Source organism: Robertmurraya korlensis NBRC 107688, assembly GCF_001591645.1.
In the GTDB taxonomy this organism is placed as follows: Bacteria; Bacillota; Bacilli; order Bacillales; family Cytobacillaceae; genus Robertmurraya_A.
Window position 1 is genome coordinate 121,967 of record NZ_BCVH01000002.1, and the last position, 22,130, is coordinate 144,096.

The window sequence follows — 22,130 nt, forward strand, 5'->3', positions numbered from 1 at the left end:
CACCTCATTCGCAGGGCTTTATCTTGTCAGCCTACTTACTATTTTTGCCGTAATCTCAGCTGAATTTTCGACCTGCTCTTTTGTATTATAAAGGCCAAAGCTAAATCGTATCGAATTTCTCACTCGCTCTGATTTTTGACCAAACATTGCTACTAAAACATGGGAAGGATCAATGGAACCTGCCGTACAAGCAGAACCACTTGATACAGCCACTCCTTCCATATCAAGATTCACAAGCATCGATTCTACATCTGTGCCTGGAAAGCTTAAGTTTAGTACATGTGGGAGTGAATTTTCAAGCAATCCGTTTACAGAGAAAGTAATATTTTTTGATTGAAGGACCTCAAGTATTAGCTTTTTAAACTCGATAAATTGGTTGACCTTCTTTGTTCTCTCCATCGATGCAATTTCAACCGCCTTAGCAAAGCCAGCAATAGACGCCACATTTTCTGTCCCAGCACGTCTTTTTCGTTCCTGTTCTCCTCCGAAGGAAAGTGGAGTTAAAGCAATATTTTGCTTTACATATAAAAAACCAATCCCTTTTGGTCCATTGATTTTATGTGCGGAGACTGATAACAAGTCGACCCCAAGCAACGTTACGTCCAAATCCATTAGACCAAAGGCCTGTACAGCATCCGTGTGAAGTTTTGCTTGATGATTTTCTAATATCTTGGCAATTTCGTTAATCGGCTGAATAGCACCCACTTCGTTATTTCCGTACATAATTGTTACGAGAATGGTTTCATCCCGGAGCGCTTTCTTAAAATCTTCCATCGAGATTTGTCCCGTTTCATCAACAGGTAAATAAGTAACTTCAAAGCCTTCCTTCTCAAGACTCTTACATGCATGCAAAACCGCATGATGCTCAATCATGGTCGTAATAATATGGTTGCCTTTGTGATGATAAGATTTTGCAATTCCTACGATAGCAAGATTATCACTTTCTGTGCCACCACTTGTAAAAACAATTTCTTCTGGTTTTGCTCCTATGCTTTTCGCAATTATGGTACGAGATTCATCTACAATATGTCTAGCCGCTCTCCCATAGGAATGTATACTAGACGGGTTTCCAAATTGCTCTTTCATCACAGTAGTCATCGCCTCAATGACATCTGTATGAACAGGAGCCGTTGCTGCATGATCCAAATATATATGATTCAATCTTTTCACCTACTTAAAAATATCCACTTGAAACTAGCTTTGCCTTTTCCCCTATATGTAAAACATATAGGAATCTGTCTCTCCGTCATCCGTATGATTTGCTAAATCTTCTAAGGTTGTATTATCCAAAACACCTTTTACCGCATCACGGATTCTCATCCATAATGCACGCTTCGCAGGCTCTTCATCCTCTATCCCCTCAACTGGACTGATTGGACCTTCTAACACTCGGATTATATCGCCTGCACTAATTTCCTTTGGTCCCTTTGCTAATACATAACCGCCATACGCACCTCGAATACTCTTAACAAATCCAGCGTTTCTAAGCGGAGCAATTAATTGCTCTAAATAATGTTCAGATAAATCATTTGCTTGAGCGATCGTTTTAAGCGATGTTGGTCCTTCACCATGTTTTTTGGCAAGCTCAATCATGATCGTCAGACCATACCGACCCTTTGTTGATATTTTCATAAACTAGCACCTCGATTACTAATATCTTCTTTTGTATGTTCAGCCATTCTATCTGTGGAGTGTAACTTTTTTAGGAAATAATCAGTTAATATTTTGCACTGAGGTAAGGCAATACCCACGATTGGCCCTATTACAAAGCTAAACACGACAGTTCCTATAAATACAGGGCCACCAAGCTGCCACCCAATGATTAGTACGATTATTTCTATACAAGCACGGACATATGTAAGCTTCCATCCTGTACTAGCTGTTAAAGCAATCATTAGACTGTCTCTTGGTCCAGCACCAAAGGAAGCTGATATATATAGACCCATTCCATATCCATTTAATAACAATCCAGCGACAAACATCAAAGATTTTCCAATCCAGTCACCTGGTGTTTGAATAATTGGTAGCAAAAAATACATATCAATAAAAACACCAACTAAAAGCATATTTAAAAACGCACCGATTTGCGGAAATTCCTTAGATATAATGGAAGCTAATGTTAAAATGGCTACCCCGACGAGAATCGACCAAGTACCAATCGTTAACCCAAATTGGTAATGAAGACCAACATGAAGAACATCCCATGGAGTAGCACCGATATCTGCCTTTATTAAAAATACAATTCCAAGGGACATAAGTAATAAACCTAAAAAATAAATAAAAAATCTTGGACCTACTTGCCCCGTCTTCTTAATACCCATTACCAATCAAATCCTCTAAACAAAATGGTTTCTTGTAAATCTTAACAAAATCCTGACTTATTTAATAGACATTTGACATTATAGCATAATAGTATGCAAATAACACGAACGTATGTTACCTTTAGGTAAAACGATAAACGGAGCGATAAATATGAACGGGAAGCCACTTGCCTTCCGAATGCGTCCTAGGACGATCGATGAGATAATTGGTCAACAGCACCTCGTCGGTGAAGGAAAGATTATTCAGCGTATGGTTAAAGCAAAACAGCTTTCATCGATGATTCTTTATGGGCCACCTGGCGTTGGAAAAACATCTATTGCTAGCGCGATTGCAGGCAGTACAAAGTATGCCTTTCGGACCTTAAACGCAGTGACTAATAACAAAAAGGATCTTGAAGTAGTAGCCGCAGAAGCAAAAATGTCCGGTAAGGTTATTCTCTTACTTGATGAGGTTCACCGTCTGGATAAAGCGAAGCAGGATTTTCTCCTTCCTCATTTAGAAAATGGAGCCATTGTTCTAATAGGGGCCACAACCAGCAATCCGTATCATGCCATTAACCCGGCGATCCGTAGTCGCTGTCAAATCTTTGAGCTAAAGCCATTAACATCAAATGAAATAAAAAGAGCACTTATTTCTGCACTGCAGGATAAGGACCGGGGGTTAGGAACCTACGACGTTCACATATCAGACGAAGCAACAGAACACTTTGCCAGTGCTTCAAATGGTGATGTTAGGAGTTCCCTCAATGCACTTGAACTAGCCATTATTTCTACAGAACCTGATAAGAATGGCAGCATTTTGATTGATCTTGAAATAGCTGAGGAATGTTTACAAAAAAAGAGCTTTTCACATGACCGCAATGGGGATGCACATTACGATGTTCTTTCTGCTTTTCAAAAATCAATACGAGGCAGTGATGTAAATGCAGCGCTTCATTACTTAGGGAGACTCGTAGTGGCAGGTGATTTGGTTAGTATAAGTAGAAGACTGATTGTAATTGCCTACGAAGACATTGGCCTTGCCAATCCTCAAGCAGGTGCTAGAACCCTAGCTGCCGTCGAAACAGCTGAACGTCTAGGATTTCCAGAAGCACGGATTCCGCTAGCTAACGCAGTCATTGAGTTATGCCTATCGCCGAAGTCAAATACAGCTTATAAAGCATTGGATCTAGCAATCGCTGATATCGAGGCAGGGCTAAGCGGTGAAGTCCCCCTTCACTTAAGGGATGCTCATTATAAAGGAGCCGCTTCTCTTGGACGAGGCATTGATTATTTGTATCCGCATGACTACGAAAACGGATGGGTAAAACAGCAGTATTTGCCAGATAAAATAAAAAAGAAGGTTTATTATAAGCCGAAAAAGACTGGAAAGTTTGAGCAGGCACTTGCCTTGATCTATGAAAAGCTCATGAAAAATTAACGGACAAGGCGTTTGCTTTGTCCGTTTTTAATCACCTATTAACTATCTTTAACTGTCGATATTTTTATGTCTTTTAATAGCTCACGAATAACATAGCTTGCCATAATAAGCCCCGCGACCGATGGGACGAAGGCATTTGATGAAGGTGGCATTTTTGCCTTCCTTATCTCCGCATCCTCTTTCCCAACTACTTTTCGAACATCCTCACGAATGACGATGGGACTTTCATCTGAAAAAACTACTGGTATTCCTTTTCTAATTCCTTCTTTACGTAGACGTGTACGAATGACCTTTGCAATTGGATCCGTATGTGTTTTTGAAATATCCGCAATTTGAAAACGTGTTGGGTCCATCTTATTCGCTGCTCCCATACTAGAAATCATCGGTATATTTCTATTTAAACACTCTTTCATTAGATGAATTTTATACGAAATAGTATCTGACGCATCTACTACAAAATCAAGTCCGTATTGAAAGATTTCTTCATACGTCTCTTCTGTGTAAAACATCTTTAATGAGATGACTTCACATTCAGGATTGATATCCATAATGCGCTCTTTCATTAGGTCAGCTTTGGGCCTTCCCACTGTAGAGAGTAAGGCAATGATTTGACGATTTACATTTGTAATATCGACGTCATCCTTATCTATTAGAATGAGTCGACCTACTCCGGATCGTGCTAACGCCTCAGCAGAAAATGAGCCCACTCCACCGATTCCTAATACAGCGACCGTACTTCCTTTTAATGTATCGATTCCTTCCTTTCCTATCGCAAGTTCATTGCGGGAAAATTGGTTTAACATCTTCATCACTCCAGCATCTATATTATGTAATAGGGAATTCGTAAACTTTATTTTTCTCGATAAGACTATAACATACTCACAAACAAATACAAGTATAGGACGTATTTTGCCCACGAAAAACAAAAAACCTATACTAAATAGCATAGGTTTGTAAGTGCATATAAAAAAGGTAAGAATCCCAATCGTGCCGTCGCTCGATGCCTTCGTTTTGATCCCGCATAAGCAGGTGGGTGTTCTGTTTCAAGCTTTTGTAAGTCCTAAGCCAAAGGCATTTACGCCACTCGAAAACTCAAACTCCCGTAGTAAAGCTGTTGGTCAAAACTTTAGGTAATACCACGAACACATCAGGATTCTTATGTTTGATTAAACTATAACACACCTTTTTATAAGTTTCAAGATGACCTTATTCTACAGAATTATTACGTTTTAATGACAGATGAAGGTCAGAAAGTTGAGCCTCACTAACTTCACCAGGAGCATCCGTTAATAAACAGCTTGCACTTGCTGTTTTTGGAAATGCAATTGTATCTCTTAAATTTGTTCTTCCAGCTAAAAGCATGATTAATCGGTCAAGTCCTAGCGCGATACCACCATGTGGAGGTGTTCCATACTCAAATGCTTCAAGCAAGAACCCGAACTGAGCTTTCGCTTCTTCCGGGCTAAACCCTAAGATACTGAACATTTTTTCCTGAACATCTCTTTCAAATATACGTAGTGATCCACCACCAAGTTCATAACCATTCAGTACAAGATCATACGCCTGTGCACGAACAAGTGCTGGGTTCTCTTCTAATAGGTGAAGGTCTTCTCTCACTGGCATTGTAAATGGATGGTGAGCCGCATAGTAACGTCCATCTGCCTCATCATATTCAAGGAGTGGCCAATCAGTAATCCATAGGAAGTTAAACTTGCTTTGATCAATCAATTCAAGCTCTTTCCCAAGTTTTAATCGGAGTGCACCGAGTGCATCAGCCACTACGTTCTTTTTATCAGCTACAAAAAGAAGAAGGTCTCCTGCTTCAATTGACAACGCAGAGTAAAGTGCCGTCTGTTCTTCTTCTGTAATAAATTTAGAAATTGGGCCTTTAAGTCCGTCTTCTTCCGCTTTTAACCAAGCGAGACCTTTTGCCCCGTAGACAGCAGCAAATTCTGTTAATGCATCGATATCTTTACGAGAATATTTAGCGGCAGCCTGCTTCACATTAATTGCCTTTACTTGCCCTCCTGAAGTGACCGCACCGGCAAACACCTTGAAGCTTGAATTCTTCACGATTTCTGACAGATCAACAAGCTCCATACTAAAACGAGTGTCCGGCTTATCGGATCCGAAACGTGCCATCGCTTCTTGATAAGGCATACGGGCAAATGGGATTTCAACTTGCAATCCCTTTACCTTAGACATCATTTCACTCATCATATCTTCCATAAGAGAAATAATATCATCTTGGCTCATAAAACTCGTTTCAATATCGATTTGCGTAAATTCAGGCTGTCTGTCTGCACGAAGGTCTTCATCACGGAAGCATCTTGCGATTTGATAATATCTTTCAAAACCACCCACCATAAGAAGCTGTTTAAAAATTTGTGGTGATTGAGGCAAGGCGTAAAACTCACCTGGATGGACACGACTAGGTACTAAGTAATCACGTGCCCCCTCAGGTGTACTTTTTGTTAACATTGGGGTTTCTATATCCAAGAACCCTTCACGATCAAGGAAGTTACGAATAATTTGAGTCACTTGGTGACGCATTTTAAATGTTTCAAACATCGCAGGTCTTCTTAAATCCAAATATCGATATTTCAAGCGAACATCCTCAGAAACATCTGTCTGGTCAGCAATTGTGAATGGAGGTGTTTTGGCCTCATTAATAATGGTAACCTGCTTTGCTTGAATTTCAATTCGACCTGTTTGAAGGTTTTCGTTTACGGTACCAGCCTCTCTAGCAATAACAGTCCCAACTACGTCTAGAACATATTCATTTCGAATCTTTTCTGCAATAGCTAGTGCTTCTGGTGAAACCTCTGGATTAAACACCACTTGGATAATACCTGAGCGGTCGCGTAAGTCGATAAAAATCAAACCACCTAAATCACGTCGTCTTTGTACCCATCCTTTTAACGTAATACTTTCTCCAATCTGTTGTTCTGTTACCTCTCCACAAAAATACGTTCTACCGTACATTTACCTATCTCCCTTTTTTATAAATTGCTGAAAATTCTTCCAAAAATGTATCTAGCGGTACCTCAATTTGATTTCCACTTTCCATGTCCTTCAAGTTAATTTTATTTTCTTGAAGCTCATCGTCTCCAAGGACTGCTACATATTTAGCTTGCAAGCGATCGGCTGTCTTCAATTGAGCTTTGATTTTTCGATCAAGATAATCTCTTTCAGCCGAAAAGCCTCCCTTTCGAAGCTCGTGTAAAAGCTTTACAGTATAGTCCTTGGCTGCTTCACCTAAAGATGCTAGAAAACAATCTATTCCTTGCGTTACAGGAAGTTCAATTCCTTCTGCATTTAGTGCTGCTAAGCAGCGCTCTATACTAAGTGCAAAACCAATTCCTGGTGTTTCTGGTCCGCCACTTTCTTCTACAAGCCCATTATAGCGTCCCCCACCACAAAGAGTTGTAATGGCTCCAAACCCTTCAGCATCACTCATTATTTCAAAGGCTGTTTGATTATAGTAGTCTAATCCCCTTACAAGGTTTGGATCCACCTCAAAATCAATTCCTAGGTTGGTTAAATATTGTTGGACTTTATCAAAATATTTTTTAGAATCTTCATTTAAGTATTGTAGGATGGAAGGTGCTGTAGCCATAAGCTCATGATCACGATCCTTCTTGCAATCAAGAATACGAAGAGGATTTTTCTCTAGTCTAGATTGACAATCTCCACAAAACTCTTCTATTCTTGGTGAAAAATGATTAATTAACGCCTCTCTGTGAGCGTTTCTACTATCCTTATCACCTAGACTATTGATAATTAGCTTTAGCTTTTTCAAACCTAAGGATTGATAAATACTCATAGCAAGAGCGATTACCTCAGCGTCAATCGCTGGATCTTTAGAGCCTAATGCTTCCACACCAAACTGGACAAACTGACGGTATCTCCCTGCCTGTGGTCTTTCATAACGGAACATCGGTCCCATGTAAAAAAGCTTTACAGGCTGGTTAGGATAACCAAACATTTTATGTTCGACAAATGATCGTACCGCAGATGCTGTACCTTCTGGTCTTAGTGTTAAGCTTCTTCCACCACGGTCCTCAAACGTATACATTTCCTTCTGAACAATATCGGTCGTATCTCCTACACCCTTTGTAAATACTTCTGTATGTTCAAAGATCGGTGTACGAATCTCTTTGTATTGAAATTTTTCACACAAATCTCTTGCAACCGTTTCAATAAATTGCCACTTTTCCACTTCTCCTGGAAGAATGTCTTGCGTTCCTCTTGGTAACTTTAATGCCATTTGGAACCCCTCCTTGCTATCATTTTTTTATGTAAATAGAATCGTAAGAATGCAAAAAAACTCCCGTCCCTTGTACTATTACATACAAGGGACGAGAGTTATATCCCGTGGTGCCACCCTAATTGAAGCAGCCCTAAGAAGCCTACTTCCACTTTTACAGTTAACGCCTGTCAACGTTCCTCTCCTACTAAATCTAATGATTGTTCGAAGCGAAGCCTACGGAGTGTTCTTTCATTAAGCCACAATGCGGAAATGCTTTCAGCCTATCGACATTTCCTCTCTTTTCACGTGGAGTTTAACTACTTTGCTCCATCAAACGGTTATTCGTCTTTTAATATTAGTTTATATATTACGGTCGTGTATTCATAATGTCAAGATATATTACAAAACTTACGATCTCTCTAATCTTTTTTTCAGCTTTTTCACATCTCGTATCGAAAGTCCGAACTCACTTGCTAATTCTACCATATTTGAATTCTTTTCTTTTTGGATAAAATCATGGAAATCCACACCAAAAATCTGATTGTCTCCATCATGTGTGGAAAAAGCCTTATCACTATATCTCATATGTTATCACCCCGTCTATTGTATCCCTTTTAGTTTGTCCCTTTTTTCAATAAAAGTTTCAACTAATTATCATTGTTCAATAATTTATAGTGAAAAATTACTCACTTCGTATTAACATATGTAAATTCTTCCTTTATTATAGAGGTTGGTACTTAAAACTATACATCAGCACCCTTACTAACCACTTATCAGGAGGGAGATTCACACTTGTACAAAAATAAATACATATTGTTTTTCTTGGCGTTTCTTCTCTTATGTAGTCCATTCCCTATCAGACCGGACTCAGTCCAAGCTGAAGGACCAACCATTGAAATTACAACTGACACGTTAAATATTAGAGAAGGATCTGGTCTTAGTTATAAAGTAATTTCTGTTGCAAAAAAAGGGGATCGTTTTTCTGTAGTAGAGGAAAAAGGTGATTGGATTCAAGTATCCCTGAATTCCTCAGGAAAAAAAGGATGGGTAGCTGCTTGGCTGGTCAAAAAACATTCAGCAAATGAGGCCACTTCGTCGACGAAGAATGGGATTGTAACTGCGAATCAGCTACGAGTTCGGTCAGGCCCTAGTACATCTTATGGGGTAGTAACCAGTTTGTCTCAAGGGGCTACTGTTACCATCCTAAAAACAGAATCGAACTGGCATCAGATTAAATCCTCAAACATAACAGGCTGGGTTTCAGCCGAGTTTATCCAAGATATAAAATCTGACACAGGAGGATCAAGCAGTGGTCAGCAGGATGGTACGATAACTGCCAACAATCTAAATGTAAGATCTACCGCTTCCACATCGGGTCAAATCCTTGGAAAACTACAAAAGGGTAGTACAGTTTCAATCCTAAGTGTTGAAGGTAATTGGGTAAAAATTCAATATGGGGGACAAACCGCCTGGATTAGCAAAGAGTTTGTAGAAATCAAGTCTACCTCTTCTAAACCTTCCGTTCCAAATAATACTAATACAGAATCTACTAGTGGGTTAATTGGGACCATTACGGCTACCACTCTAAATGTTCGAAGCACTGGTTCCTTAAATGGAAAAATCGTAGGAACCGTTTCAAAGGGACAAGCTTTTGAAATCTTAGCTGAAGAAAATAATTGGGCAAAAATTAAGTTAAAAAATGGTCAGCAAGGATGGGTGGCCAGCTGGTATCTTTCAAAGGAAGAGTCAACAACTTCAACAAAGGTTGATGTGCAAGAGAACAGTTCCGTAACGATCCTCTATAATGGAACGAACATCAGAAAATCTGCCACAACAAACAGTTCCGTCATTAGCAGAGCAAATGCCGGCGCAACTTTTACCGTACTATCTGTACAAAATGACTGGTATGAAATTCAGCTCTCAAATGGTTCAAAGGGATTTGTAGCAGGATGGATTGTATCAGTTAGTGGAACTTCTCAACAAATTGAGCGACCTGGTGCAGAACAATATTTAAAAAATAAAGTAATTGTTATTGACCCTGGTCATGGTGGTCGAGATACAGGAGCTACTGGTATTAAAGGCTCCTACGAAAAAACCTTGACGTTAAAAACCGCTCAATTATTATATGATAAATTGAAAGCTGCTGGTGCAAACGTAATTATGACTCGAAATACGGATTCGTACTTATCGTTAAGCTCTCGTGTTGGAATGTCACATACACATGCAGCTGATGCGTTCATTTCCATCCATTTTGATAGCATACTGGACTCCTCCGTTCGAGGGATGACCTCCTATTACTATCATAAATACCAGCAAACCTTGGCAACGACTGTGGGAAAAGAAATTGCTAGTTTTACAAAGCTGAAAGATCGTGGGGTTCGTTACGGAGATTATCACGTTTTAAGGGAAAATAAACGTGCTTCGGTACTTTTAGAATTAGGCTATTTAAGTAATTCCGCAGAAGAGACATTAGTCAACTCGGGGAGCTATCAAGCAAATGCAGCCACCGGTATTTACCAAGGTTTGGCCAAATACTTTAAAAAATAAAAGCGAGTTCAATTGAACTCGCTTTTTTACTTACTCTCAACGATCAGTGTTACAGGACCGTCATTTATTAGGGCTACGTCCATCATCGCTCCGAATTGACCTGTTTCAACCTTCACACCTTGATCACGTAAAAATTGATTAAACTGGTCGTATATCACACTCGCATGATCTGGATGGGCTGCCTCCATGAAGTTAGGCCTTCTCCCTTTGCGACAATCACCATATAACGTAAACTGAGAAATAGATAGCATTTCTCCTTCTATTTGCGATAATGATAAATTCATTTTTCCTTCATGATCCTCAAACACACGAAGATTGACGATTTTCTCAGCAACGTACTTTGCATCCTCCGCTGTATCACCGTGAGTAATACCTACTAGAAGAACAAATCCCTTTGTAATTTCGCCAATGATTTCACCATCTACTGTAACACTGGCTTGTTTGCTTCTTTGAACAACTACTCTCATAAGCTTAAACTCCTCGTTCTCTAATTCATCACTCTGCGAACAGAATATATATCAGGAATTTGCTTAATTCGTTCCACTACCTTTTGTAAATGACTCACATTGTTAATGGCAATAGACATATTGATGGTTGCCATTTTGTTTCGATCTGATTTTCCAGAAACCGCTGATATATTCGTTTTCGTTTCATTCACAGCTTGAAGGACTTCATTTAATAAACCGCGGCGATCGTATCCACTGATTTCTATGTCCACGTTGTATTCCTTTTTGTTATTTAAACCTGTTTCCCATTCAACTGGTATCAGTCTAGCCTTTGCATCCTCCGTATCAATGTTTGAACAATCCGCACGATGGACAGAGACTCCACGACCTTTCGTTATGAAGCCGACAATCTCATCTCCAGGAACAGGACTGCAACATCTAGAAAGTCGTATGAGAAGATTATCTATACCTGTAACCCTCACACCTGATTCCCTCTTTTTAGTCGATGGGAATGACTTTAGTTCTGACACAGCATTTGAAATGGTGCTTACTTGCTCAAGGTCTCTCTTCTTTCTCCATTTCTCAGTCAAGCGATTGGCTACCTGAAGAGCAGTGATCCCATTGTATCCAACGGCCGCATACAAGTCATCATCATGGAAAAAGTTAAATTTTTCACTTACTCGTTTTACGTTTTCAGGGGTTAAGATTTCTTTCACATCAAAATCCATGCTTCGGATTTCTTTCTCAACCTGCTCTCGACCCTTTTCAACATTTTCATCCTTACGTTGCTTCTTAAAGAACTGGCGAATCTTGTTTTTGGCTTGTGACGTTTGGGCCAACTTTAACCAATCTTGACTAGGACCATATGAATGCTTTGAGGTTAAAATTTCGATGATATCCCCTGTTTTTAATTTATAATCAAGGGTAACCATTTTACCGTTCACCTTTGCACCAATGGTCTTATTACCGATTTCAGAGTGGATCCTGTAAGCAAAATCAATTGGAACAGACCCAGATGGTAGCTCAAACACGTCACCTTTTGGTGTAAACACAAACACCATATCAGAAAATAGATCGATTTTTAATGATTCCATAAACTCTTCAGCATTTGCTGTATCATCTTGAAATTCTAATATCTCTCTAAACCATGTTAACTTCTCTTCAAGTGAGGAGCCTTCATTTGCTGATTTCCCTTCTTTATAAGCCCAGTGTGCAGCAATCCCAAATTCGGCTATCTCATGCATATCAAACGTTCGTATCTGAACCTCTAAAGGATCACCCTTCGGCCCAATAACGGTCGTATGAAGAGATTGATACATATTTGGCTTCGGCATGGCGATATAATCTTTGAATCGCCCAGGCATTGGCTTCCAGCAAGTATGAATGATTCCTAATACGGCATAACAATCTTTTATCGAATTTACAACGATTCTTATCGCCAGCAGGTCATAAATTTCGTTAAACTGCTTGTTTTGAATCGCCATTTTTCGATAAATGCTATAAATATGCTTGGGGCGCCCTGATATTTCTGCTTTGATCGAAACTTCATCTAGACTAACTCGCATTTCCTTAATAACATCGTCCAAGTACTGCTCACGTTCTGCACGTTTTTTCTTCATCAAGTTAACAATGCGGTAATACTGCTGTGGATTTAAATAACGTAGAGCCGTATCCTCAAGCTCCCATTTTATTTTTGAAATCCCTAGACGGTGAGCTAATGGAGCAAAGATTTCTAATGTTTCATTTGAAATCCGTCTTTGCTTTTCAACGGGCAGATGCTTTAACGTTCGCATATTATGCAGTCGATCAGCTAATTTAATTAAGATAACCCGAATGTCCTGAGCCATAGCAACAAACATTTTTCGATGATTTTCTGCCTGCTGCTCTTCATGAGACTTATACTTAATCTTCCCAAGCTTTGTAACACCGTCGACTAGCATGGCAACTTCTTCGCCAAATTCCTTTGCCATGTCTTCAATCGTTACATCTGTATCCTCAACGACGTCATGAAGAAAACCTGAAGCAACCGTAGCTGGGTCCATTTCCAAGTCAGCCAATATCCCTGCTACTTGAATAGGATGAATAATGTACGGTTCACCAGATTTACGATATTGTTCACGATGGGCATGCTTTGCGAATTCATATGCTTTTTGTACATATGCAGCATTTTCATCATTTAAATATTTCTTCGTTCTGTCGATGACTTGTTCGGCGGTCAACACTTGATCATTCGCCATATAATCACCTTTAACTTTCTATGTTACCCCTTGAATACGAGGATTATATTTTTTTTCAAAAATAAAACTAATATTGTTACTATTATCGAAAAAAAAACTCCATATGTAAAGGGAAAGCCTGTTATTTTTCTGGGAAAATTAAAAATAATGTCGAATCATGTCATTTCAGTCCGAATATATGAAAAAAAACGCAACTCGATTGCTGCGCTTTTTTGTCTTTTTTAGTATTCCATTAAAGTTAAAATATCGTATCCATCTAATTTGCTTCTTCCATCTAAGTATGTTAACTCAATTAAGAAGGCAATTCCTGCAACCACTCCACCTAATTGCTCAACAAGTTTAATCGTTGCATCGATTGTTCCACCTGTTGCCAACAGATCATCAGTGATTAGTATACGTTGACCTGGTTTAATCGCATCTTTATGGATGGTTAAAACATCACTACCATACTCAAGACCGTAGTTTACTTTTACTGTTTCTCTCGGGAGTTTCCCTTCTTTTCTAACCGGAGCAAATCCAACTCCTAGCGAATATGCCACTGGGCACCCGATAATAAAACCACGTGCTTCTGGACCAACAACAATATCTATGCTTCTTTCTTTTGCGTAATCAACAATACGGTCTGTTGCGTAACGATACGCTTCACCGTTATCCATTAATGTTGTAATATCTTTAAATTTAATCCCTGGCTTTGGCCAATCTTCTACAATCGTTACAAACTTCTTTAAATCCATCTTTCTACTTCCTCCTCAATTTCCACCGAGCCTCGAATACATTCATCCAACCAGGAGTGAAGTACCTGATAGGAGGAATATAATAATTCTTGTTCAAGCGCTAAATCTTCTTGTTTTTTCTGATATGTTTTAGAGCTCGTTAGATCTCGTTTATGACTGCTAGTGTTAAGTGTTATAAATCCATTGTTTATTTTAACAAAATCTAGTTCAAAAAACACCTGTGACATAAAATCTATCGTTTCTCTTGACCAGCCACGGTGTTTAGCTAACTCATCACCGTATTTTTTTAAATCAAAAGGTGCTTTTTTTGATAAAAATGCGTAATACCATTTAAAATGATCCCTTGTTGGGATGGTACTAAAGAAATCACTTGCCTCTTTGTAAAAATGCGCATAAATTCTAGCGGGTTTTTTTCCATTTAGTAATGTCGTCAACAGTTCCTTTGACGGTGGCAAGTCATATAAAACTAAATATTGGTCATCAACCTCAATACTCCTAGCTTGCTCAACGCTCTCAATTAGATGTAACTGATCCGAAAATGTAAGTTTTATTTTCTCTGAAGTCTGCTTATTAAAGCTCACCCATTTACTTGTAGGAATCATTTCCTTAAGCTTACCAACCTGCTTGATTCCACGGTAATCAAATAATTGCCATTCATTAATGGCCAAATCATGTAGAAAGATTTGGGGCTTCCTTATATTATTCCATTCATTAATAGACAATTCTCCTACTACGGATAGCTTCGAATGTGGAGAAATATGATCTACCTTTTCCCCTAGATGGAAACCGATCCCATCTAAGAGTGCCCCGTCATGTTCTAGTGTTAGTTTTAAATGACTTTGATTGGCACCAATTTTCTTAATTTGGGATATAGTTGTATCCTTCAACAAGATCTTAGGTTTTTTATTGCTAGTCCCAAAAGGTGCAAGAAGTTGCAGCTCTTCTAAGGCATTAAGTTGTACCTCTTTAATCGACATTTCTAGATCTACCGAAGTGATAGGAACGAAATCTTCTTCGGACAACTGACTTGCTGCGAGTTCATTTAGTCTCGCCCTTAACTCATCTACGTCCTCAAGCTTTAGCGTCATACCTGCAGCCATAGGGTGTCCACCGAAATGAGGCAAAATCTCTCTGCAGGTGGAAAGATTCTTAAATAAATCAAATCCTTCTATGCTTCTAGCCGACCCTTTAGCAATACCTTTCTCTCGATCAAAGCTTAAAACAATCGTTGGACGATAAAATGCTTCTACTAATCTAGATGCAACAATTCCAACAACCCCTGCATTCCAGCCCTCTTGACCAACAACAATGACAGAATTGTCCTCAATAGGGTAGAAGTCTTTTACTTGTTGAATCGCTTCATCTGCTATGCTCGCTACAATGCGCTGTCGTTCCTTATTGTACGAGTCTATTTCTTCAGCAAGCATTTCCGCTTCACCCAAGTCCTCAGATAAAAGCAAATGTACAGCAGGGTCCGCTGAGTCTAACCGACCCACAGCGTTAAGTCGAGGGCCGATCGTAAAACCAATCGTTTCCTCATCGATTGTCTGTTGTTCGATACCAGCCTGTTTACAAAGTCCCTTAATTCCTGGTCTACTACTGCTTCTTATTTTTTTCAACCCTCGTTTTACTAGATAACGATTCTCATCAACCAACGGGACAAGGTCAGCAATCGTTCCAATCGCAACAAACTCTAGCAAATGCTCAGGAAGTTTTCCAAGTAAAGCTTGAGAAAGCTTAAACGCTACCCCTACTCCAGCTAACTCCTTAAAAGGATATGAGCTATCCGGAAGCTTCGGATGAATGATTGCTAATGCTTCAGGAAGAATTGGGCCTGGTTCATGATGGTCTGTAATAATCAAATCCACACCAAGATATTTTAAAACACTTGCCTCATGTACAGCAGAGATACCGGTATCAACGGTGATTATTAGTTTCACTCCACTTTCATAAGCATGACGAAAAGCCGGCTCATTTGGACCGTACCCTTCTGTAAAACGATTCGGAATATAAAAATCGACTATTGCACCTAGTTCCTTTAATGTAAGCATCATGACAGATGTACTCGTTACGCCATCAGCATCGTAATCTCCGAAAATTAAAATCGGTTCTTGGGCTTCGATGGCTTGTTGAATTCTATTAACGGCAATGTCCATCCCCGTAAGTAGATAAGGGTCATGGCATTGGTTCTCATGTTCATACAAAAAATTCTTAGCTAGAGATGCTGTATTTAATCCTCTTCGTACAAGCAAAGAAGCAACAAGAGGAGATATCTTTAATTCGCTACAAAGCTCTTTTACATCGTCTTCACTTTTATGCTGCTGAACATTCCAGCGTGATTTTGGCTTTAACATTCCTTCACCCCTTAGCTTTTCTATTATACTTGAGGCTGTCTACTGTTTCAATGGAAGGGAACTTTTTAGAAAACACTAAAAAAACCTGCTTGGATAGCAGGCTTTTATGGCAAATCACTTTCTTTTTCTATTTCTGTCCCGTTTATTTGGTTCAGCTTTTCCTTTTCTTTTGTTAGTTGTTTGACTTTTCGTTGCAGGCTATAAATTTTTACTAATCCAACGGAACCTATAATAATGCCACCCATTAGGACCGATACAAGGATAACTAGAACTAAAGGCCATTCACTAGAACCAAAAACATAGTTTACAGAAACAGGTTCAACATTAATGACAGCAAAAATAGCTACTAGAAGCGCAAAAAGAATCCCCAATAACATGGTCCATTGAAACTTCACAAACATCCCCCCCCCAAGTCTCTGTTATTCATATGAAATCTCACTATTATCTGGATTGTAAGGATTGATATGTACAAACACATTTTCCACATGTCTTTCTTCCATAAGTTTTTGCTTTACTTTCTTCCCTACCCGGTGACCTTCTTCGACGGTCATATAAGGATCTACAGAGATTTTCAAATCAATAATTACATAGTGACCGTGTTCCCTTGCATGTAATTCATCAATCTTTTTAACCTCTGGTATGCTTTCAACAATCTTTCGAAGTTCTAGGGTATCTTCTTCATGTAAAACATGGTCAAGCGCATTGTGAATGGATTCACTTCCGAGTTTCCAGGCTAATTTTAAAATAAGAATCGATACGAATATCCCTGCTACAGGGTCTGCATACACCAGCCAGCCAATACCAAGTCTCTCCCCTAAAATCGCACAACCGATTCCCACCAACGCAGCTAAGGATGAATAAACATCTGAACGGTGATCATAAGCAGTTACAATTAATGCATCACTGTTTAATTTTTTGCCCATCGAGAAAGTATATCGAAACATCGTTTCTTTTATTACGATAGATACAATTACGGCCACAAGAGCAATTAGTTTAGGAGCTTCAATCGGTTGAAAAAACGCTTGAAATGAAGACTTTCCAATCTCGAATCCAACTAAAACCAACAAAACGGCTACAATAATGGCAGCAATAGACTCTGCCTTTCCATGTCCATATGGATGATCTTCATCTGGTGGTTGCTTAGCCGCCCGGAGTCCAATAAAAACGGCTAAAGACCCCGCCACATCAGAGGCCGAATTAACTGCGTCAGCAACTAATGCACGACTGTTTGCATACACACCAATTACCCACTTCAGGATTGCCAAAATTAAATTTCCGATAATCCCTATTATTGCTACAAATTCTGCTTTTTTAAATCGCTCTTGATTTTCCAATACAAACTCTCCTTCAAACCATTCACTACGAATAGTGTAACCAAAAAATGCTTTTCAAAAAATGAAACCACAGAGAATTATTCCCTGTGGCTCATGATTTAAACCTGTGGTTCGTCTGTTCTCTCTCTTTTTACTTTTTCCGTAATGAGAACTCCCTTTTGCTTAAGCTCCTTCGCCTTCCATACAAGCCATAATTGTGCAGCTACAAAAATAGAAGAGTAGGCACCCACAGCTAATCCAATTAGCAATGCTAAGGAGAAATTAAGAATCGATGGACTTCCGAATATCAGTAAGGCAACAACTGCAATCACCACAGTTAAGACCGTATTAATTGATCTTCCTAATGTTTGGCGTAAGCTACTATTAACAACATCAGCTAGTTCTTCATAAGCTTTAATTCTCTTTTTCTTAGCCAAATTTTCTCTCATTCGGTCAAATGTTACAATGGTATCATTGATTGAATAACCAACAATCGTTAAGACGGCTGCAATAAACGTTAAATCTACTTCTAATCTTGTAAAACTAAACAAAACAATGATGAAGAACACATCATGTATTAGGGCAACAATTGCAGCAAGCGCCATTCTCCACTCAAAGCGAATCGTTACATAAAGAATAATACCAATAGATGCAATTGCTACAGCAATCATTGCATTTTTAGCTAACTCTTTTCCAACCATTGGGGAAACTGTGCTGATATTTGGTTCTGAACCATATACCTCTTTAAAGTGTGCTTTAAGCTCAGCAATTTCTTCTTTTGGTAACACTCCTAAAAAGCGTACAACAGCTACGTCATTATTATCCCCAGACATAACAATATTTTCGGCATCGAGATCAAATTTTGCAAACTCTTCCTTTAATTGCTCTGTTTCAATTGGCTTATCGGACGGAACTTCCACCCTCGTACCACTTGCAAAGTCAATTCCAAGGTTTAGCTTAAAGATGATAAGAACGACAATTCCGACCGAGAATAAAATTCCTGAAATAGTGAAGATAAGTTTATGGTTTTTCACAAAATCTAATCGATCAAACCTAGTAGGTAAGTCGATTGCATCATACCCCTCAGAAATATCCTTCATATCTTTCTTTCTTACACCCAGCCAAGTAGGACGTTTATCTAAGAACCCACTTTTTACCCACAGACCAAGTAATAGACGTGAGGCAAAAACAGCTGTAATGAAGCTACCTAAAATAGAGATAATCAACATCGTCGCAAACCCTTTTACCGAGCTTGTCCCATAGAAAAATAATACACCAGCTGCAATAATCGTCGTGATATTAGAGTCGAAAATAGTCCAAAATGCGCCTTTACTTCCAACTTCAAATGCGGACTTCACCGTTCTACCAACCTTTAATTCTTCTTTAATTCTCTCATAGGTAATGATGTTGGCATCTACTGCCATTCCCACCCCAAGAATGAGAGCTGCAATTCCTGGTAAGGTTAACACACCGTTCATCCAATCGAAGATAAGGAGAATCAGATAAATATAAAGAGAAAGTGTAATAACGGCAATAAATCCAGGGAACCGGTAAAAGGCAAGCATGAATAAGAAGATGATACTAATTCCTACAATACCAGCGAACACCGTTTCATTTAGTGCTTCTTCCCCGAATTGAGCACCAACAGAAGTTGAATACACTTCAGTAAGCTTGACCGGAAGCGCACCTGCATTTAAAAGGGAAGCTAAAGTCTTAGCTTCTTCTAATTCAAAATTCCCTACTATGGAAACTGTATCTTGGTTAAATACTTGATTTACATTTGGATTCGATAGAAATTTTGGTTCTTCCTTCGCAAGCTCCGCTTGGTAGGAATCTTTCCCTTCTTCAAAATCAAGCCAAATAATCAACTGATTTTGTGGGGCCATCCCAACAATTTCCTGTGTCACTTCTCGAAATTTATCAGCACTCTTTAACTGTAAAGAAATGCTCGGTTTGTTGTTTTCGTCAAAGGTTTGCTTTGCGCCGCCTTCAACCAAATCCGTACCATCCATCATGACTTCATCGTTAGCATTTCGGAACGTTAAATTCGCTTCAGTGGAGAGAATTTCACGAGCTTTATTCTGGTCAGAAACTCCCGCGAGTTGAACACGAATTCGGTTATCACCTTCAATTTGAATAACCGGTTCACTTACCCCTAGTACGTTAATTCGATTATCTAACGCCTGTACCGTACTATTTAATACTTCTTGGTCAATTTCTTGGCCTTTTTTAGCAGGCTCAACCTCGTAGAGGACTTCAAATCCACCTTGAAGGTCTAAACCTAATTTGATATTTTGTAAAATACTATTCGTAGTTGTCCCAATTGTACTTGCAAAAAGAAGCAGCAATAACAAAAAAGCCACAATTCTACTGCGTTTGACCATTATGTATAAATCCTCCTTAATAAGTAACCCAAGCAAGGTAACAGCTGTTACCTGCGTGTATTTCTATACTAATAATTATGAAACAGTTAGTAAATAGTGTCAATTTATGGACATTATTTTACCTACTTTAATAATTCCCTTCTCTCTTCATCATTCGCAAACGAAAACTCTTCAGACTTGAATGCTTCGACCGTCGCATAATTCATATATTCCCCCACATTTATTGATAGAATATCTGAGACCACCTCATACACCTTCATGTCCTCCTTCGGTTTTCTCCACTTCTTCTTCCTTAAAAACTCCCAAAGACTATCTTCACTGATTGTCCCATACCCAAGGAGGGAAAACTCTTCCATCTTACTAATTAATGCTGGGTGTACCTCTTTACGAAAACGATCGTAACTATTGTACATTTCCATATCGAGCCGCCTCCTACTACTAGAGTTTAAAATATAGAGAAATTTATAATACCTTGTCATGCTTTGTCCACATGGGTGCATATAGTTAATTGTATATGATAATACCTTTTTTGAGAAGGCAGGTAGCGAGATGTCAAAGTTTTTAAAGGGAACAATTATTTTGTTAGTTGCCGGCTTTGTAACAAGAGTTCTTGGTTTTATTAATAGGATTGTGATTGCAAGGTTTATTGGGGAAGAAGGCGTTGGATTATATATGATGGCCTTTCCCACCCTTATTCTAGTTGTCACTGTCACACAACTAGGTCTTCCGGTGGCTATATCTAAAAATATTGCAGAGGCAGAGGCGAAAGGAGATACAAAAAAAATAAAGCAAATACTTGTTGTTTCTCTAGCAACAACGTTTACTTTATCCCTTATTTTTACTCCTGCTCTATTTGTACTTGCACCGTATTTATCACAAACTCTTTTTACAGATCCGCGCACACATTTACCACTGCTCGCGATTGCTCCAATTGTTCCAATTGTTGCACTTTCTTCAGTGTTAAGAGGATATTTTCAAGGCAGACAAAATATGAAACCGTCTGCTATTTCACAGGTGATTGAACAAACGGCAAGAATCACATTAATTGCCGTACTTACAAGCATGTTTATGCCATACGGTGTAGAATACGCTGCTGCTGGAGCGATGTTTGCATCCGTTATTGGAGAGCTAATCTCCTTAATTTATTTAATTACCTCATTTAAACTGAAGAAGCAATTTCGTATTAGAAAGAAGTTTTTCAAGAATGTCCAAGAAGGTAAGTCAACATTTCAAGAGCTCATGGGCGTTGCTTTACCAACGTTAGGTAGTCGTATGATCGGTTCTATTGCTTGGTTTTTTGAACCTATTGTTGTCTCACATAGTCTAGCTATTGCTGGAGTGGCAGCAATCACTGCAACGAAGCAATATGGAGCACTAACAGGCTTCGCTATGCCGCTTTTACTTTTGCCATCGTTTATTACTCTATCACTTTCCACATCGCTTGTCCCTGCAATCAGTGAAGCAAATTCACAGAACAATAAAAAGCTGATTGAATACCGACTACAACAAGCATTACGCTTTGCTTTTTTAACAGGTGGATTATCGGTTGTTATACTCTATGTATTAGCTGAACCGTTGATGGAGGTTATGTATGGATCTTCAAGTGGAGCGTACTTCATTCAGATCATGGCACCATTCTTCCTTTTTTATTACTACCAAGGGCCGTTACAAGCTACCCTTCAAGCACTTGATTTAGCAAGAGCCGCTATGATTAACTCACTCTTCGGTTCCGTTGTGAAAACAGCTGTCATCTTCTTATTAGCAAGTCAGCCAAGCTTTGGAATTAAAGGAGCAGCATTAGGGATCGTATTCGGCTTTTTAGTGGTAACACTTCTCCATTTTGCAACGGTACTAAAAAAGATTTCGTTCACTTTTTATATTTGGGATTATTTGTTAACCTTTGCCAGTATGGGGGTTGCCGGATGGACTGGATTATCGACCTATAATTATTTTAAAGGAGCCTTACCTTTATCCTTTAACGTGATTATTAGCTGTTTGGCCATTTCATTAAGCTACTGTCTACTCATTATCATTGCTGGACAAGTTAAAAAAGAAGAAATGATTCGTGTCCCGATCATTGGAAATGTATTATCGAAGCTAATTCTAAGATAAAAAAAGAGGT

General features: G+C 39.0%; 18 protein-coding genes, 1 other RNA gene and 1 other annotated feature. Of the genes, 3 read left to right on the forward strand and 16 right to left on the reverse strand.

All coding sequences use genetic code 11. The annotated features are described in order from the left end of the window. Positions 1–18: 18 nt before the first annotated feature. From BKO01S_RS05480 to BKO01S_RS05490, 3 genes are all read right to left on the reverse strand, one after another. Entirely contained in the window at positions 19–1,098 is a 1,080-nt protein-coding gene (locus BKO01S_RS05480) for a cysteine desulfurase family protein (RefSeq protein ID WP_439951032.1), read from the reverse strand. Between the two features lie 114 nt (positions 1,099–1,212). Further along, on the reverse strand, positions 1,213–1,632 hold the full coding sequence (gene cymR / locus BKO01S_RS05485; protein WP_066049991.1) for a cysteine metabolism transcriptional regulator CymR: 420 nt from the start codon (positions 1,630–1,632) through the stop codon (positions 1,213–1,215). Continuing rightward, positions 1,629–2,321, reverse strand: a complete 693-nt coding sequence (locus BKO01S_RS05490) for a YczE/YyaS/YitT family protein (RefSeq protein ID WP_066050570.1) — start codon at positions 2,319–2,321, stop codon at positions 1,629–1,631. The genes cymR and BKO01S_RS05490 overlap by 4 nt, the downstream gene beginning before the upstream one ends. A 151-nt stretch (positions 2,322–2,472) precedes the next feature. Here BKO01S_RS05490 and BKO01S_RS05495 point away from each other — a divergent pair, with 151 nt between their 5' ends. Further along, a complete protein-coding gene (locus BKO01S_RS05495) occupies positions 2,473–3,741 on the forward strand; it encodes a replication-associated recombination protein A (protein ID WP_066049995.1) in 1,269 nt (422 codons plus the stop codon). A gap of 38 nt (positions 3,742–3,779) precedes the next feature. Here BKO01S_RS05495 and BKO01S_RS05500 read toward each other — a convergent pair whose 3' ends face one another. From BKO01S_RS05500 to BKO01S_RS24585, 5 genes are all read right to left on the reverse strand, one after another. Continuing rightward, positions 3,780–4,544, reverse strand: coding sequence for a tRNA threonylcarbamoyladenosine dehydratase (locus tag BKO01S_RS05500; protein WP_066050000.1), 765 nt, complete (start codon positions 4,542–4,544; stop codon positions 3,780–3,782). A gap of 171 nt (positions 4,545–4,715) precedes the next feature. Then, a non-coding RNA gene (gene ssrS / locus BKO01S_RS05505) (6S RNA) lies at positions 4,716–4,898 on the reverse strand. Positions 4,899–4,947: 49 nt separating this feature from the next. After that, entirely contained in the window at positions 4,948–6,726 is a 1,779-nt protein-coding gene (gene aspS / locus BKO01S_RS05510) for an aspartate--tRNA ligase (protein WP_066050003.1), read from the reverse strand. 4 nt (positions 6,727–6,730) lie between these two features. After that, entirely contained in the window at positions 6,731–8,011 is a 1,281-nt protein-coding gene (gene hisS, locus BKO01S_RS05515; protein WP_066050004.1) for a histidine--tRNA ligase, read from the reverse strand. 84 nt (positions 8,012–8,095) lie between these two features. After that, positions 8,096–8,337 (reverse strand) — a binding site (T-box leader). A gap of 64 nt (positions 8,338–8,401) precedes the next feature. Beyond that, entirely contained in the window at positions 8,402–8,578 is a 177-nt protein-coding gene (locus BKO01S_RS24585; RefSeq protein ID WP_162927792.1) for a hypothetical protein, read from the reverse strand. Between the two features lie 207 nt (positions 8,579–8,785). Between BKO01S_RS24585 and BKO01S_RS05520 the strand changes: the two genes are divergently transcribed. Next, complete coding sequence (locus tag BKO01S_RS05520; RefSeq protein ID WP_066050007.1) at positions 8,786–10,540, forward strand: N-acetylmuramoyl-L-alanine amidase family protein; 1,755 nt, start codon at positions 8,786–8,788, stop codon at positions 10,538–10,540. A gap of 26 nt (positions 10,541–10,566) precedes the next feature. Here BKO01S_RS05520 and dtd read toward each other — a convergent pair whose 3' ends face one another. From dtd to BKO01S_RS05560, 8 genes are all read right to left on the reverse strand, one after another. After that, entirely contained in the window at positions 10,567–11,007 is a 441-nt protein-coding gene (gene dtd, locus BKO01S_RS05525; RefSeq protein WP_066050010.1) for a D-aminoacyl-tRNA deacylase, read from the reverse strand. A gap of 20 nt (positions 11,008–11,027) precedes the next feature. Next, positions 11,028–13,223: a RelA/SpoT family protein gene (locus tag BKO01S_RS05530; RefSeq protein WP_066050013.1), complete on the reverse strand. Its 2,196-nt coding sequence runs from the start codon at positions 13,221–13,223 to the stop codon at positions 11,028–11,030. A gap of 221 nt (positions 13,224–13,444) precedes the next feature. Continuing rightward, positions 13,445–13,957, reverse strand: coding sequence for an adenine phosphoribosyltransferase (locus BKO01S_RS05535; RefSeq protein ID WP_066050016.1), 513 nt, complete (start codon positions 13,955–13,957; stop codon positions 13,445–13,447). Beyond that, entirely contained in the window at positions 13,948–16,311 is a 2,364-nt protein-coding gene (gene recJ / locus BKO01S_RS05540; protein ID WP_066050019.1) for a single-stranded-DNA-specific exonuclease RecJ, read from the reverse strand. The genes BKO01S_RS05535 and recJ overlap by 10 nt, the downstream gene beginning before the upstream one ends. 104 nt (positions 16,312–16,415) lie before the next feature. After that, a complete protein-coding gene (locus BKO01S_RS05545; protein ID WP_066050571.1) occupies positions 16,416–16,706 on the reverse strand; it encodes a LapA family protein in 291 nt (96 codons plus the stop codon). A gap of 24 nt (positions 16,707–16,730) precedes the next feature. Then, a complete protein-coding gene (locus BKO01S_RS05550; protein WP_066050022.1) occupies positions 16,731–17,645 on the reverse strand; it encodes a cation diffusion facilitator family transporter in 915 nt (304 codons plus the stop codon). Positions 17,646–17,743: 98 nt separating this feature from the next. Beyond that, positions 17,744–20,008, reverse strand: a complete 2,265-nt coding sequence (secDF, locus tag BKO01S_RS05555) for a protein translocase subunit SecDF (protein ID WP_066050024.1) — start codon at positions 20,006–20,008, stop codon at positions 17,744–17,746. 122 nt (positions 20,009–20,130) lie between these two features. Beyond that, the gene (locus BKO01S_RS05560) at positions 20,131–20,427 is read right to left on the reverse strand and encodes a post-transcriptional regulator (protein WP_066050025.1); all 297 of its coding nucleotides are present in this window, start codon (positions 20,425–20,427) and stop codon (positions 20,131–20,133) included. 130 nt (positions 20,428–20,557) lie between these two features. Between BKO01S_RS05560 and spoVB the strand changes: the two genes are divergently transcribed. After that, complete coding sequence (gene spoVB, locus BKO01S_RS05565) at positions 20,558–22,120, forward strand: stage V sporulation protein B (RefSeq protein ID WP_066050029.1); 1,563 nt, start codon at positions 20,558–20,560, stop codon at positions 22,118–22,120. The last annotated feature ends 10 nt before the right edge of the window (positions 22,121–22,130 follow it).

Bases quoted from the DNA above. Each gene is read 5' to 3' on its own strand.
- BKO01S_RS05480 (WP_439951032.1), bottom strand. From the start codon at position 1,098: ATGACTACTGTGATGAAAGAGCAATTTGGAAACCCGTCTAGTATACAT.
- cymR (WP_066049991.1), bottom strand. From the start codon at position 1,632: ATGAAAATATCAACAAAGGGTCGGTATGGTCTGACGATCATGATTGAG.
- BKO01S_RS05490 (WP_066050570.1), bottom strand. From the start codon at position 2,321: ATGGGTATTAAGAAGACGGGGCAAGTAGGTCCAAGATTTTTTATTTAT.
- BKO01S_RS05495 (WP_066049995.1), top strand. From the start codon at position 2,473: ATGAACGGGAAGCCACTTGCCTTCCGAATGCGTCCTAGGACGATCGAT.
- BKO01S_RS05500 (WP_066050000.1), bottom strand. From the start codon at position 4,544: ATGTTAAACCAATTTTCCCGCAATGAACTTGCGATAGGAAAGGAAGGA.
- aspS (WP_066050003.1), bottom strand. From the start codon at position 6,726: ATGTACGGTAGAACGTATTTTTGTGGAGAGGTAACAGAACAACAGATT.
- hisS (WP_066050004.1), bottom strand. From the start codon at position 8,011: ATGGCATTAAAGTTACCAAGAGGAACGCAAGACATTCTTCCAGGAGAA.
- BKO01S_RS24585 (WP_162927792.1), bottom strand. From the start codon at position 8,578: ATGAGATATAGTGATAAGGCTTTTTCCACACATGATGGAGACAATCAG.
- dtd (WP_066050010.1), bottom strand. From the start codon at position 11,007: ATGAGAGTAGTTGTTCAAAGAAGCAAACAAGCCAGTGTTACAGTAGAT.
- BKO01S_RS05530 (WP_066050013.1), bottom strand. From the start codon at position 13,223: ATGGCGAATGATCAAGTGTTGACCGCCGAACAAGTCATCGACAGAACG.
- BKO01S_RS05535 (WP_066050016.1), bottom strand. From the start codon at position 13,957: ATGGATTTAAAGAAGTTTGTAACGATTGTAGAAGATTGGCCAAAGCCA.
- recJ (WP_066050019.1), bottom strand. From the start codon at position 16,311: ATGTTAAAGCCAAAATCACGCTGGAATGTTCAGCAGCATAAAAGTGAA.
- secDF (WP_066050024.1), bottom strand. From the start codon at position 20,008: ATGGTCAAACGCAGTAGAATTGTGGCTTTTTTGTTATTGCTGCTTCTT.
- BKO01S_RS05560 (WP_066050025.1), bottom strand. From the start codon at position 20,427: ATGGAAATGTACAATAGTTACGATCGTTTTCGTAAAGAGGTACACCCA.
- spoVB (WP_066050029.1), top strand. From the start codon at position 20,558: ATGTCAAAGTTTTTAAAGGGAACAATTATTTTGTTAGTTGCCGGCTTT.